Origin of the sequence: Hyphomicrobium sp. CS1GBMeth3 (genome assembly GCF_900117455.1) — a bacterium.
Lineage (GTDB): Bacteria > Pseudomonadota > Alphaproteobacteria > Rhizobiales > Hyphomicrobiaceae > Hyphomicrobium_C.
This window is the reverse complement of record NZ_FPHO01000003.1, coordinates 155,659-170,405: the sequence shown is the minus strand read 5'-3', so window position 1 is coordinate 170,405 and position 14,747 is coordinate 155,659. Positions and strand designations below refer to the sequence as shown.

Annotated in this window: 10 protein-coding genes; 2 read left to right on the top strand and 8 right to left on the bottom strand. The window is 56.6% G+C overall.

The genetic code is table 11. The features are described 5' to 3' along the window. Window position 1: 1 nt before the first annotated feature. Together CS1GBM3_RS08100 and CS1GBM3_RS08095 are read right to left on the bottom strand one after the other, a co-directional pair. On the bottom strand, window positions 2-196 hold the full coding sequence (locus tag CS1GBM3_RS08100) for a hypothetical protein (protein WP_072394255.1): 195 nt from the start codon (window positions 194-196) through the stop codon (window positions 2-4). Between the two features lie 166 nt (window positions 197-362). Beyond that, window positions 363-1,406 carry a DUF2971 domain-containing protein gene (locus CS1GBM3_RS08095; protein WP_139247847.1) on the bottom strand — a complete coding sequence of 348 codons (1,044 nt, stop codon included), beginning with the start codon at window positions 1,404-1,406 and terminating at the stop codon, window positions 363-365. 623 nt (window positions 1,407-2,029) lie between these two features. Here CS1GBM3_RS08095 and CS1GBM3_RS19500 point away from each other — a divergent pair. Beyond that, complete coding sequence (locus CS1GBM3_RS19500; RefSeq protein WP_139247846.1) at window positions 2,030-5,758, top strand: NACHT domain-containing protein; 3,729 nt, start codon at window positions 2,030-2,032, stop codon at window positions 5,756-5,758. A 670-nt stretch (window positions 5,759-6,428) separates the two neighbouring features. Here CS1GBM3_RS19500 and CS1GBM3_RS08080 read toward each other — a convergent pair. Next, complete coding sequence (locus tag CS1GBM3_RS08080; RefSeq protein ID WP_072394243.1) at window positions 6,429-6,920, bottom strand: hypothetical protein; 492 nt, start codon at window positions 6,918-6,920, stop codon at window positions 6,429-6,431. A gap of 149 nt (window positions 6,921-7,069) precedes the next feature. On the opposite strand from CS1GBM3_RS08080, the gene CS1GBM3_RS08075 reads away from it, so the two are divergent. Beyond that, on the top strand, window positions 7,070-7,693 hold the full coding sequence (locus CS1GBM3_RS08075) for a hypothetical protein (RefSeq protein ID WP_072394240.1): 624 nt from the start codon (window positions 7,070-7,072) through the stop codon (window positions 7,691-7,693). A gap of 257 nt (window positions 7,694-7,950) precedes the next feature. Here CS1GBM3_RS08075 and CS1GBM3_RS08070 read toward each other — a convergent pair whose 3' ends face one another. From CS1GBM3_RS08070 to CS1GBM3_RS08050, 5 genes are all read right to left on the bottom strand, one after another. Beyond that, on the bottom strand, window positions 7,951-8,430 hold the full coding sequence (locus CS1GBM3_RS08070) for a very short patch repair endonuclease (RefSeq protein WP_083567339.1): 480 nt from the start codon (window positions 8,428-8,430) through the stop codon (window positions 7,951-7,953). Beyond that, on the bottom strand, window positions 8,427-9,434 hold the full coding sequence (locus tag CS1GBM3_RS08065; protein WP_083567337.1) for a PD-(D/E)XK motif protein: 1,008 nt from the start codon (window positions 9,432-9,434) through the stop codon (window positions 8,427-8,429). The genes CS1GBM3_RS08070 and CS1GBM3_RS08065 overlap by 4 nt, the downstream gene beginning before the upstream one ends. After that, entirely contained in the window at window positions 9,431-11,521 is a 2,091-nt protein-coding gene (locus CS1GBM3_RS08060; protein WP_171946464.1) for a Z1 domain-containing protein, read from the bottom strand. Before CS1GBM3_RS08060 ends, CS1GBM3_RS08065 begins: the two co-directional genes overlap by 4 nt. Before the next feature lie 128 nt (window positions 11,522-11,649). Continuing rightward, window positions 11,650-13,206, bottom strand: a complete 1,557-nt coding sequence (locus tag CS1GBM3_RS08055; protein ID WP_072394229.1) for an ATP-binding protein — start codon at window positions 13,204-13,206, stop codon at window positions 11,650-11,652. Window positions 13,207-13,306: 100 nt separating this feature from the next. Beyond that, a complete protein-coding gene (locus tag CS1GBM3_RS08050; protein ID WP_210186206.1) occupies window positions 13,307-14,551 on the bottom strand; it encodes a DNA cytosine methyltransferase in 1,245 nt (414 codons plus the stop codon). Window positions 14,552-14,747: the final 196 nt, after the last annotated feature.

The following is a 14,747-nucleotide window of genomic DNA, read 5'->3' as shown; positions in this document are numbered from 1 at the left end:
CTCAATCCGAGTATGGCCCCGGCCACGACTGGCCTCGTTGCGCAATCATATCAGCGAGCACTCCCGGCAACGTCGTCAGTTCCCGCTCGATTGCGCCGAGCCTTATCTTTAGCTCGTCGAAGTCGGCGAACATTGCCTTGAAGCGAGAAGCGTTCAGCCTCTGCTCGTCCGTGAGCACTTCGATAATACTTCTCATCGCTGATCTCCGATGTTCGTTGCCTACCTTAACATTTGAAGTTGCGCCCCGACGGGCAAAGGTCACGGCCGCAGGCATTAGTCTTGGGGGCGGTCGCAGGCAATCAACTAGGAGACAGCGCGTTGCCGGCGCACAACACCCGAAACGTATGACCAACGATCGACAACTACCGAAGCGAGTTCGGTGGACATGAAACCGTGGCATTTACACCGGCACTTCTAAGGAGATCGGTAACCAATTGGAATGTCTCCTCGCGAGACGTGCCAGGGCCAATCAGAACTACATCGATGAGCTCATTAAGGTCGACTTGGGAAAAATCCAACTCAACATAGCGAATGACACGTGGGCCCGAACTTCTGAAATGCGCCGGTTTCCGCGGCTGGATGGTGTTTTCCCTTTGTACAAACAAGCAGCGCCACTCTCGCTCACTCCGAAAATCCGGATTCTTTAGCAGTCCCGCCACTTCGCAGATCCAGCGCTCGAGATTGCCACTGCGCTGTGTCAAAACCATCAGGTCAACAAACTCTTGCGGGTCGCTAGACGCTTGTTCGCGAAGAGCTCGTTCGCTGATAGCAGAACCCCTGAGGCCGTCCCTCATAACTTCCAACTGTGCGGTAAGCCATTCGTTGAATATGGGCGCACCGAGGTAGCGTACCGGGCCACACACAAAATGCTGGTCAACCGCTAGCTTTTCGAGGGCAGACAGCCGAAATCCTACACTGACACCGTGGGAAGGAACATAAGCGCGCCATTGCGTAAGGTCATTTCCGTGCATGCTGAACGAGGCCGCGAACATCGCGACGTGCATTGACGCTTCCCGAAGTACCGCGAGATGATCGAGGGCGTCCTCTGCGTCTTCGGAGGATATGCCTATCTCTTGGCCACGTGCCGAGATAGCAGCCTCAACGACTTCAAGGCCAATGCTGAGCTCTGCGGAATCGTTGAGCTGGCGATAGTCAGTGCAGAACATCGATCGACTTGAAAGAATACCACCCAGTGCTGCTGCGGTAGTGTAATGATAAACTTTGCCATCGAACGGCCGCTGATAGGAATCAGGCCAACGCTGGAGTTTGCCCGCGCCCTCGGCCTTTGGCAGACGACCAAATGGATTGTGAATTTTCAACGAGTCCTCATGGAGCGGAGCGCGCGGTCGGGGAATCTTCATCCGACGGAATATCGTGTCCTGAAGCGAAGCATCGGGATAGTTCATCGGGCGCGCTGTCCACGATTTCCCCAGCTCGGTTTGTTCCCGTTAATCGCAATTATCGGGAACTGCCGTAATCGTTGCCACAGCTCTTCCTGCAGACGGGAGCTTCGAAGATCAGCTTCGTTCCCAGGCAGAACTCGGCTGCTCGCTTTGCCGAGAAAGCGGAAATCTGAGCAATGGAAGAATTGAGCGGTAGTTCAAGCGATCACCACGTCCGCCAGGCCCACCGTAGCGGACATCGGCATCGGCAATGTTCGTAGAATCTGGCCATTATCGACGAAACCTCGGGATCCAACTGTCGATGAGGCGATCTTCGTCGTCCTCATCGACGTAGCCGTACCCTTCATCTTCAAGGCTCGGGCAGGTAAGCACTGTAAGAGTACGGTCGTAGCGGTTGTAATGTTAATTCATGGCTCATCCTTCTTAGATGCTGCGGCGGCGAGGGAGAGGGCGCAGCTGGAAAGGTGTTGTTACGAGCCCGTCGGCCAAGCCCCGCGCAGCTATCAGACTGGAAAACGCTCTCCTCGCTCTTTCCCCTGTCCTCAGTTTGAAATAGGTAAGTCTACTGAAGACTTGGGGCATGCTTGCATCGAAGGACCAACCGCGGCGCTGGATGGGATAAAGGGATGGCTTACCACTTCGAATTGCTTGGTGATGATCGGTTTCAGAAGCTTTGCCAGTCCGTAATCGCCGTCATGCACCCCGACATCCAATGCTTGCCCGTGGGGCAACCAGATGGCGGACGGGATAGCTTCAGAAGAAGACGCGGTAAATTCATTGTATATCAAGTTAAGTTTGCAAAAGACCCCAACTCGAAGACTGAGCGAGACGCAGTCATGTCCGCAATTAAGTCCGAAAGAGCGAAGGTCCTGAAGCTAGTAGAACGCGGCGCAACGGAATATCACTTATTGACGAACATTTCAGGTACGTCGCACCTGGATTCCGGATCAATAGATAAGGTCAACGCTGAGCTTTCTACGTCGTTCGACATTCCTGCCTATTGCTGGTGGCGGGACGATCTTGAACGACGCATTGATTCAATGCCTTCAGTAAAGTGGAGCTACCCTGAGATATTAAAGGCCACAGACCTTATACACGCTCTCTTACTCAATGTTGGCGATCCAAATGAAAAACGTCGAGCCGATGCAGTCCGCTCATACATGGCATATCAAGCCAAATACGACGCGCAGCTGAAATTCAAACAAATTGATTTGCAAAAAAGTATTGTTGATCTATTTGTTGACGTGCCAGCACGCTTCGCAATTTCCAGCGAGCACCGCTTAATCCCTTCTCAGAAGCGCTGGATAGAACTTCAGAATAATCCCGAGAGCGACGAAGAAGAGCTTTACTTCCACGGAGGCACATCGGGAGAGGACTCCCTGAATCGAGCGCCGGGGGCACTTCAGGTATTAGCCCGCAAAGATATAGCCAGACGATTTGAGCGTATCGTTGTCGAGGGCGCTCCTGGGCAAGGAAAATCTACCGTCACGCAGTATTTGTGTTTGATCTATCGTTATATCCTTTTGGGACGCGAGGCAGATTTGCGGCGCATCAATCCCAATCACCGGCCACAAGAGGCACGCATACCTTTCCGAGTTGATTTGAGAGATTATGCTAGCTGGTTGGCTGGCAAAGACCCTTTCAGCGACGATCCCGCAGCTCGTATCCCGGCAGAGAGTAGCCCAGTCCTCGAAAGTTTTCTCGCCGCTCAGGTGCATCGGTACACCGGCGCAAACTTCAGCGTTGACGATCTGAATGCGGTCGCGCGCCAATCCCAACTTCTTGTCGTGCTCGATGGCTTCGACGAGGTAGCAGACATACACCTGAGGAATAGGATTGTCTCCGAGGTGTCGGACTCGGCGACGCGGTTCGCGACCAATGCTCTTTCATGCCAGTTCGTCGTCACTAGCAGGCCAGCAGCCTTCGCGAACTCTCCCGGATTCCCAAGAGACGAGTGGCAACATCTTCAGCTCTTGTCGCTGTCGAGAAAGGTCATACAACAGTATACGCAAAAGTGGCTAGACGGACGGGCCGCAGACGCAAGAGAACGGCGCGATATCCTGTCGGTGCTAGAAGAAAAACTCGGCCATGCGCATATTCGCGACTTAGCGCGAAACCCAATGCAGCTCACGATTTTGCTTGCACTAATTTCGGTTCAAGGCGCATCACTGCCCGACAAGCGTACAGCGCTTTACGATAAATATATAGACATCTTTCTCAACCGAGAATCCGAGAAGAGCCGCATCGTTAGAGACCATCGGGAACTGCTCGTCCATATTCACCGGCATCTAGCATGGACGCTTCAGGGCGAAGCCGAGACTTCCGGTGCGGGACACATCCAGGAGGCGCGGCTAAAGGACGAGATAAAGTCATTTTTGGATAAGACGGGCCACTCGCACCAAACGCTGAACCAGTTATTTTCGGGCATTGTTGAGCGCGTGGTAGCGTTGGTGTCCCGTGTACAGGGGACTTTCGAATTTGAGGTGCAGCCTCTCAGAGAATATTTCGCTGCAAGGTACCTTTACGATACAGCTCCCTACTCTCCCGTAGGGGCGCACCAGAAAGGTACGCTGGTGGACCGGTTTGATGCCGTGTCTCGCAACTTTTATTGGCTGAACGTCGCTCGATTCTACGCTGGTTGTTACAATTCGGGAGAACTGGCGTCGCTGATTCAAGCGCTTGACGAACTTGGCTCTAGCGAGCAATTTCGGAATATAAGTCATGTCCCACAGCTAGGCTTTACGCTGCTGGCAGACCATGTTTTCAGTCAGCAGCCAAAATTGGCAAGCAAACTCGCCAGCAATATTTTGGCGCTGCCATCCTTTGACACCCTTCTGGCCACTCATTTTACGCGGAGGGCAACTCATACTCTCGCGCTCCCCCCAGGGACCGCCAAGGAACTGTTGCTCGCGAAATGTAACGAGCTTGCCCATCAGCCGCATTACGATAGGCAGCAAGTGGCTGCGCAGATTATGGCGGCGAATCTTCCACCGGACAAACTACTGGAGCAATGGTGGGTAAGCCGCAGTAAGTATCATTCCGTTCAAAGTTGGCTTCGCTTTGGCGCGTACATTCGAGCTTTCGAACGTATGTCAGTGAGCCAATGCGAAGAAATTTTCAGCGTTTGCGGCCCAGCGGCTGCTATCAATCTGCTTTCAAATAGTAGGGCTGACGCGTTCGGCGCGCACCCTGAGATGTGGACAAAAGTCTTTGATTGGTTCCTTGACGGCGCTTCCCACTACTGGTTCATCCCTGCGACCGGCGCATTCAAATGCTCTAACGCGCACGTCCTAAATTGCATCTCTGCGCTTCTTTCTCAGTTCGGACCGTTCGAGATTTCTGAAAGAACCAAAGAGGTGCCAGTCCGGAAGCTTCTCGACCACCGCGGTCCGTATCCGATCTCAGAATTGGAGGACACTCTCACAAATTCGCCTGTCGATCAGCTCGCGGTTGAGCTAGACGCTCTGCTGGACATGCCGTTGAGTGCACTGACTTCGGACCGCGAAATTTGGTCGACACGTATCGAGTTTGCTCGGCAGATATGGGGCACACGATGGGTCATTTTGCGATTGGCCGTATTGGCCGCTGAGCTGGATGATGGGTCATGTGACAGCTCCGAGAGCCTGCACGATAATTGCCTGTCTGTGCTGGATCGGGCTCTAATTGCCAAGGCCCGTGCTAACGACGGGAAGTGGTGGGAAAACCAGCTTCGCACGTGTAAAAACAATGATGTACTGACGCAGTTTGTATGCCTGTGTGCTCAGCGTTGGGCGTCGCAAAGTGTGATCAGCGCTCACAGCAAGCTCCTCAGCGATTTGCTTGACGGCCTAGACGCTAACAAGTGGCACTCATTGATACATGCGCTTGAGTATCGCAACGTGTATCGGGGTGAAAAAGTGCCCGGCGAGAAATTCGCGCTCGGTAAGCAACTCATTGAAATGTCCCCAAGGGGAGTGTGTCTGTTTGTTTCCAAGCTCCGGCCAGGAGATCAGTACAAGACCTGGACGCGCCTCTTGCAGGATTATGACGGAGACGATGTAGAGATACATCGCATGGCTATGAGGATAGCGTTATCCAAAGCAGAGTCCGCAGCAAGCGCCTGGGAGGCAGCGCTTAATGTTGTGGCACGAGCACACGCCGTAGGAGCAATACCGCCCCCACTCCGCAGCGTCTACGCAAATTCAAAGTCCTTGATGCCTCTTGATATTGCGCGACGCGTTTGCTCAATCCCGGCCCATTATCCGCTTGTTCTCGTGGGAATCGCCGAGTCAATTTTGGCCGCTGCCGCAGGCTCGCAAGCTATTCCTGTTATAAAAGTGGCTGCTCGCGATGAATGGTTTGCTGAGACACACTAGTGAACGGCGAACAGCGAGCCAGGAAACCTGAGCAAGCATTCGGCGCGTTTCCTGGCAATACGAGATCTCGCACAGAGCTCGACAATACCGGCCTCATTTTTATCGAGCGTGCTATGGCCTGGGAAGGTGTGGCAGAGCTGCGCGCGCATGTCCCTTCCCTGCTATGCCGCCGGAATGTATAAGAGAATTCCGGAAGACCTCGTAGAGCTGCTGTGCGGCGCCGCCGCGCCTATCGGTGTCGTTGCGGCTCTCCAGCCTCCTCAACGGTCGTGTTTATCAAGAGCGAACGAGAAATTGCGCAAAAGCACCGTAAGCGCCTTGAGTCAGACGCTGCTGTTGGACGGCCCCGTCGAAGGCAGCTCACAGCCAGAATGCGGACGTCATACGCATGATCACCCAGCGTTCGGGCGATTATGGCCAGACTTCGGCTTGTGGGACGCTGCCGTCGCGATGCCGAGAAAGCAGAAGCGCTGACGGACGCCGTCGCTACTTGCAGGAATGTCCGCTCCCCACCAAAAGCCAACTCTCCCGCTTATGGGAGCGAACAAACTTGACGCTGTCAACTAGGGCTTAGGCGACCTGCTACGCGGAAAGCGAACGATTCGCTCCGTTTTCTTCGAAACCGCACCCTAAGTGGGAGACGAAGGCGGCTTGCGAACTAATGTGCTCGTCAGAGGGATGTCGCGGCTTTGCGAATTCTCTCTGTGACATCGAGCACGCCGGGATCGGCCCAGATCTCTTCCCGCAGCAAGAACCGCCAGCTGTTTGTGTGCTCGACGTGCTTCGCTCTTTCCTTGACCACTGCGAGCGGGATAATCGCCGCGCGACGAATGCCGAACGTCTCATCAAAGAGAACGCCCGCGAGAAAATCAAAGGGATCGTTGGGCAAGTTGCGGATCGCACTGAGCTGCCTTGAGCCGTTATTTCTGTGCAGCCGTCTTGCCTTGATCTGATACCGCAGTCCGGTGGGATCGACGGCGTCGTGCCCCGAGGCGGAATTGTTCTCGCGCATCCAGCTGGGATAGGCCGTGCAAAACAAGTGCTCCGCCAGATCGCTGACCGGGTTGTTTGTGCTGCGCACGATCTCCCGCCTGCGAAGTTCATCAAGAACCGCGCCGTAAGTCTTGAGGAGGTCGATAACCGTGAGAGATGAAACATCCATATTTGTGAACAGTAGCAGATTCGGAAAAAAGCCGTTTACACTGTCTCCTTCTGCCCCTTGCGCGCAAGGCGACAGGGAAGTGGATAACGGTTGCGTTTCACGGATTTGCGGGCCGGTTCGCGGTACGCCCTGAGGTAAGAAGTATCGTCATGCCTCAGGATTTCGACATCGCGCTTGGCCACACCGCTGCTGACTGGAAGCGTCTGAAGCTTGATCCGCACGCCCGCGACACCAGCGACTGGAAAACAGCCATCGCCATGCTTCGGGCTCGGATGGAAGATCGATTCTTCTCCCCCGTACAGCTCCTCATCGACACTCAAGTGCCCTGCAAGCAAGTTCACGGGTTCGTCGTGCTCGCGATCGACTGCCTGCGGATGGAAATGCTGCAGGGCTTCCGGAAGGGGCTCAAAGACCATAAGGGAAAAAGCGGCGAGCTTTTTGAGCGTTTCCTCGTCGCGTGGCCGGTGTTCCCGGAAAATCTTCCCGCAACCAAGGCTGCGTCAGCGTGGGCAAGGGAAGTCTATGTGAGCTGCCGGTGCGCTTTACTTCACAGCGGCTGCTCGAACGGCTTTACCGTCGGCATCTCCGGCGAAGCGTTCACGTTTGATGACGAGGCGCTTCGCGATATCAATCGCACAAAGCTTCACGCTGAGATCGAGCTCGTTTACAACGCTTACTTTGAGGACCTACTGAAGTCGGAGAAGTCCGACCTGCGCGCAAACTTCCTCAGAATGGATGTCATCTGCGCCGTTGCGACGCGCGAGGAATCGTGACCCGGCACAGACGGCAGATCGGCGCGGCCGTAACAACGAATTCTTCGACAAGATAGAAATGAAGACAATCATCGCATCCGCCGTCTCTCTTGCACTAGCGGGCGCGGTCCGTTCTCTACACCCTGTTCGCTATCGGCCAGCGCCATAGAGTCCTGGAGCGGGACGGCCGGCGGCTGCTGATACCTCGCCATGGCGCCCGCCGCAACTCTCGAAGGCCACCTCACCTTCGCCTTCAAGTATGAGGGCGTCGATAGGAGCTATTTTGCGGCAGAGACCTTATTTGACGAATTCCAGACTCTCGGACCTAAAAACTCCTGCAGTCGACTTACAAGCTGATCATGGCGCTTCGCCTCGCACTCCCAGACAATGCAAACGCGCCAGCCCATCTGCGCGAGTGCAGACTGAACCTCACGATCTCGTTGTACGTTGCGCGCCAGCTTGGCGCGCCAGTAGCTTGAGCTCGGGGTTTTGCGGTTCGCGTAAGGACAGGAGCTATCCTTGTGCTGATGCCAGAAGCAGCCGTGAACAAATAGGGCTTTACGGCGAGCAGCAAAAACGATGTCAGGGTTGCCAGGAACTCTGATCCCGTGGGTCCGAAAGCGATACCCCTTAGCAAACAACATCCTACGAACAATCAATTCCGGCTTGGTGTCGCGCTTCTTATTGCCGCGCATGACGGCGGCGATCCCTGGAGAACTCGCTGGGGGCGATTTCGGAACATAAACGCGCTTACTCATGGCTGAATCATTACCGGAAGCAGTGCATCGAGCGCCGCGCTTGCTTCCGCCAAAGCCGCCCGCGGTGTCGGTATGACATTGGTCAAGTCGCTGCAAAAGCGAATGCGCGTGACCTCGGACGGCACCGGACCACGAATGGCAGGAACAGCTCTCACGTCGTAGAGACGCAGAGAATCTACAGCTTGGTGCTCATCAAACGATGACTGAAAGGCGAGCGGTGCCGATTGCCCAAGCGTTTTCGCAAGGACTCGGCGGAGCTTCAGCGCCAAATCCGCGCGATCTTCGAGGCGTTGCTCAATGCGTTGAACCAAGTCACCGATCGTAGTCCCGGCAGGAGCTGGTCTTACTCTCAACGAGACGAGTGCGGCAGTCGTGCCCGTTGGCGGCTGGCATTGCTCAGCAGAAAAATAATGCAAGCGAGACGTCGTTCCGCTCGCCTTGACCTCCAAGCGAGCGTCCTCAATATTCAGGTCATAAGTGTCGTCGATGGCATTTCGCCAAGCTTGGATCGCCTTCGTCGCATCACGGCTCAATACAATCGTCAATAGCTCGGCAAAGCATCCAACTACTGCCTTTTGTGCAGGGTTAGCGAGTTGCTGCATGATCTCAACCAAGCTTTGCACAGAGGTAGCAATTTCCTCGATCGAAGGCCCGGGGCCGAGTGCGCGCAGCAGCGCTTCCATAAGATGCAAGAAATACTCCTGCACCGGCCCATTGGGATCAATGCAGGTCACCACACTTAGCAAGCGTTGTGACTCGTGCGTCCCCTCAAACTTGAGCTGGCAAGGGATGGCAAAGCTGACTTGCAAACCACTCAGTCGTATCGGGGCTCGCAGAGAAGCGTCGGATGACGCAATCAATACCGAGGGAAAGCTGCCTGCCGTTCGGCCGACAAGGTGTCCCGGATAGCCTGGGATTCGTCGCACCGCAAACTGGTCGTTCGCGAGCGATGCCGCCTCCTCGTGTGAGACTTCAGTCAGAATTGCGGCGAGCGATGATCTCATCGGTTCCCGCCTTGCGCGACCCAAGTAAGGTCGAGATCCGCAGGAACCCACACCGCAAGAATTGGTACGCGCTCTCGTACGCGCTGCCCCGCCACTCTCAGGTCAGTGAAATGAATCTGAGCAGTGACGCGCGCTCGATCGACAAAAGCCCGATCGCCGGGGTACGCATCTGCGGCATCGGTCCGGCCTTGCATCAAGCCGCCGATAGTGATGCGGCCTTGAGCGCTGATCGTGCGGTTCCCGGCAAATCGAGGCCGCATATTGTAGACCCGCGCCGTGTCGTCAGGATGGTCCTTTAGCCACTCGCCGAGCTGAAGCAACACGCCAAGAAGGTTGCTCGTATCATCCGCATCTTCCACGCGATACTTCAGCAGAAGGTCGTCTATCAGGCTCCGAAGCGGAACGTCACAGACATCGTGTCGTTGCGCAGTTTTGGTTGTCCTGAAGCTTGTGTCAGCCGCGAACGGCGCACCCTGAATGAAGGCATCAACATCAGCTTGGTTGAGCGCAATCGTTGTCTCATCCATCCGCACAAACGCCGGATGAAACCAACTGTCACTATAGCTGCTCTGCACGTAGTCGTGAGAGATGACATTGTTCCGGCAAGGCGTAAGGGCGGCGTCGAGAACGAAACGCCGCTTCCATCCGGCGAGCGATGCTCCAGTGTCATCGAGCGTCTGCAGCTCCTCGCGCATTTGCGTTTCGTGCGCGACATAGGCCTCGAACGCGTTGAGCACCGCCACCTCCAAATAGACGCGGCAGAAGCCAATGTAGTGACGCTTGTAGCCGAAAAACCGGGCTCGTTGCTGCAAAGTGTCGGCATTACCCACGCCAGTTCCCCTGGGCATGTAGGTGACTGTCAGCTCTTTGACGGTGAAGCCCCGATCCATTGATTGGCCGCCAACAAGAATCCACGCATAGGCTTGGTTCCACTCGATCTCCGGAGTGCGTCGCTGACCACGCGTGTTGACTTCGCGAATGAACGTACGCGCGAGTGCCCGCGGAAGGTTGGCGGCAATGGCGGCAAACTCGGGAAGATCAGGCTCGGTGGCGATGAGATCGCGGTATGCATCATGAAAATCCTCGAGCAGATCTTGCCGATCGCGATCAATCTCAGGCAGCGTGAACATGCGACGCCATTCACCAACGACTGCATTGATCGCTTGAAAATACTGGTAGTGGGGATCGGTGGTACGTGAAGGGTGGACGAGCATGGATCGGTTTGGATTTGCTGGCCCCCAGGTTGGCAGACCGGCAGCGACACCTACAAAGAAGATGCGCAACGCCTCCAGGAGAGAGCCCGGAGGGTCCCCAAGGGGATTGTTCGGCGCCGGGATATCCCCTGGTGGAATCACACGCGCGTAAGGCCGATTCTCGGCAAAGATCACATCGCCGCCAACATAGCCGTCTCCAGGCTGCAGTACCTTCACGAACTGCGGCGACAGCACGTCAATGATATTGATCAGCAGCGGAGCTTGCGGCGTTGCGGTATACTGCAAAAAGCTGTTGCACGGCAGATGCCGCCGCAAGGCAACGAGCCGCTGGTATGTTGTGCTTTCTGCATTTTGGTTGACCCGGTTGTTGAGGCTAGCTTGATCTGCCTCATCATCAATTATAAGCGACGGCACACCGGTGAGATCGAGGACCTGCAACAGACTGTTGAGGTTCTCAAGCCGTTGATGCTGCTTCATCACCGTTAGCAGAAGCGTGGCTTTTTCTGCGAGGGGCACAGTGGGATCGCGCCATTCCTCGATAGCGTGCTCGACCGTTTGTCGTGAGGTCAGATCAGGGTTTCTGATGTGTAGCCAGCGTGGCGGGCCCGGAATTCCATTCACGCGAAGATCTGAGAGAAGTCTATCGACAGTTTGCGCAAGAAGGGGATTTTTGGTGCCGGCAGCGACAATCACAAGAGGAATGCCATTGTCGCGCGCAAGCGCTATGACGGTTGTGAACGACAGTGTCTTGCCGCTTTGGACGTGCCCAACGACAAGACCCGTCCGTTGACCATTGTTGCTGTTCGGCGGCAAACACCTGCCCAGTATTAGCGCTGCCGACTCCTGGATTGCGGCTGCGCCATCGTCGGACAATCTCTTGTGACGAAGAAGCTCGATAGCCTCAGAGCCAATGACGGGCTGCCAAAGCGATCCCGGCGCTGCTTGTCGGGGAAGTGGCGCAGCAATACCTGCAGGTCGGCGTGCCATGAAATGATGTTCCGTCAGCTTGTTGTTGGTCGAGAAAGCGCCTCACGCAATATGTCATTCAAGTTTCGGCGAACGGTTCCGGCCATTCGCACGCCGCTTCGCCGTGCCAAGGTCTCACCCAATGCGATTGCTGCGGCGACCCTCAGGAGGGCTTCAACATCGTCGGCATCTGTCTGTGCAAAGCTGACCATAAAGGGATGAGCGAGCGACAATCTGATCTCCAAGATCCGACTGTTAGGAGCGTTCTCAGTGTCGCTCATGGCAAGCCATTGGCCTTCGGCTGGATCATCACCAATCTCAATCTTGATCAGCCACGTCTCCCCTCGAAATACTATTGAGAATTCGCGCCGTGCGAGTAGCGGCTGCGTCTCAAGAGGTTTGGCCTGCGTTTCTGTTGGCTGCTTTGCCGCTGCAGCTTCGACAGCAGGAGCCAAGCTCTCTTGCAAGGCAGTGGCGGCCCGTTCAACGGCCTTCTCGGCCACGGCTTTGCGCTCGGTGCGCGCAGCCAACGCGCGATATCCGTCAGCCTGGCGCAGCAAAGGCAGATCGGCGCTGTCCAAATGCTCCTTTAGCAAGGCCAGGAATGGTTGCTCATTCTCGTCCCACCTAAAACCATCCTTCGTGTGGGATACCTCGAATCCCTCTAAGTGAAGCTCGCCAAAGAGGCGCAGATAGCGATAGCTGCCCGGTTGAGCGAAAATTGTGGGTGGTCGATATCCTTCGTCACCGCTTCCTTGGATTAACCGCCCACGGCGGAAGAGAGCGAAGCCCGAGCGGGAGAAATTTCCTGGGTCACGCAAAGCTGCAAAGCCGTTCACCGACAAGCCATTGCCAAAGTCAAACGAAATATCCTTGCGCCAAAGTTGCGCTGGCCCTGACGGCTCTCGCACGTAGGGCGCTTTCAGAATGTTGGGCGGATCATAGACAAGTGGCTCGCCATTCAACCGCAGGATCAACGCTTCATCGCGCAAGAACGCGCGATAGATATCGGTCAAATGCTCCTTGATCTTGCTAACTGTCTTCTTCACGGGGACATGATGGAGATCGTCCAGAACGATCTCCGTATAGTGCTCCGCCAACGGTGCCTGCATCTCCACAATCTCCAGCTCTTCGAGCTGGTCATTCACGATCGCGTCGACATCAAACCGGACCGTCCGCTCGAATGCCTCGCCGAGCGCCTTCGTACGGACATGCCATTGGGGAGCGAACCAGCAGGCGGCACTCTTCATGCCCATGCCGAATTCTGAGAGCCCGGATCTGTCTGGTGGAATAGCCGCCGGACGGAAGGCACGAGGAAAATGTTGCCGTGCGATACCCGCAGCGTTGTCCCGAACCGAGATACGGCTCGGTGGTCCTGCTAGAATGTCGATGTCGACGATGAGCTTATACGCCGGGCCATCCGCTGTCCTGAGAGCATCTCCATGGCTGAGATGACTTTGGACGGCATTGTCCACGAACTCGGCCAGTGCGAACCAGGTCTTGTAGTTGAGATGCCTAAGGATTGATAGGACGCTCACGCCAGGGCGGATGCTGACGCGCTCGATTTTGCTGTAGGCTGGCTTGTCGTTCACGGGGCATGCTCCCCCTGCCCGTGCTGCAGAATTGTGATTCGAAAGGCATCCTGCCACAGATGAAGCGCACCATGAGCTCAACCTGAGCTATTTGTTGCCGCTAATCTTGGGAAGCGCCCTTAAGCAACTCGGCTTCCAGCTCGCGCGCCCGGCGCAGGGCGCCCGGCCCGCGCCCGTGGCCCGGATGGGCCAGATGCGATCCCTTCAGAGTAAGGTATTGACGGTGCACGGGTTGAACGCGTTCCGGCGGGGGCGGTGCGGTGCCAGCGCGCAACGACAGCTTGGGTCGGCGCATGCTCGGCTTTGCTCCGAGGAGCTGGTGAGAGATGGCCCGGCCGATGATCTCCGCGAGCAGCGGCGGGACCGCGTTGCCGATCTGGCGCACTTGGTGGACGCGCGTTCCCTCGAACCGCCACCAGTCGGGGAAGCTCTGCAATCGCGCCATCTCAGCAACAGATAAAAGACGGTTCCGCCAGTGGAATGGTCCCGAGTTTTGCGAGGGGTTCGCTGCCAACGTCCATGCCGGCCGCGCCTTGGCCAGCTTGAGTAGGAAGCTCCAGTATCGCGTTCGATAGCCGAAGAGAGGTACGCCACGGCCACGTTCCGTATGCCAGATGTAGTTCTCCCCCTCCGGTATTGACGGCAGAAGATCGGCCCACCGGCCCCTCACTCGGAGTTCCTGTGGCACCCGCGGCTTGTCGAGCTCACCGATGGCGTCCCATGCTGTGACATAGGGGGGCAAGCCGCTGCCGCTCCCGGCATGCGTAGGCGCTGGCATGTTAAACTCGCGTCCTTCGCGATCAAGGACCATGATCAGACGCCGCCGATGCTGAGGAACGCCGAAGTCGGCGGTGTCAAGGATGGCGCTTGAGACACGATAGGCGACCCCGCGCCTCTTGTTGATCTTGGCAACCCGCGTCGTGACAGACTTAAGGCCGGCTCGCGCACCCTCGCCGGCGAAGCCAGGCACGTTCTCAATCAGGACGACGCGCGGTAGCACACCCTCGATAAGGCGGAGCATATGGTCGATCGACCTTGAACGCGGGTCTTCGAGCCCAAGCGGCGTGCCGTATCGCCAGTTGGCGGACTTGGAGAACGGCTGACAGGGCGGGCCGGCGCTCAAGAGGTCAATCTCGCCCTCGCGCGCACCGGCAATCGACAGGAGCTCGCCCGCGGTGACCCCGGTAACGTCGGAAGAGATGACGTGGCCAACGCGATTGGCAACGAGGGAAGCGGCGCAGGTCGGGTCGATCTCAACGGAAACAGCAGTCTCGAAGCCTGCCGCGGCAAGGCCGCAGTCAATACCCCCGACACCAGTGAATAAGCTGATTGAGCTGCGCGCCACGTCCGAACTCCCTGTCGCGGCGACCATAGTGTGGTTCGCCGAGGCCGTCGAGCTCCGAGCGCCGGGGGGCGGGCAATGTTGTTGTGGGTGGTTGCGAGGAAATCACGGGGCTGATCTATTGGCGCCACGGATGTTGGTGGGCGAAACGGCGGATGGGTTCAGGACCAAAGAGGCAGGTGCCGGGCCGGCCGGGCCG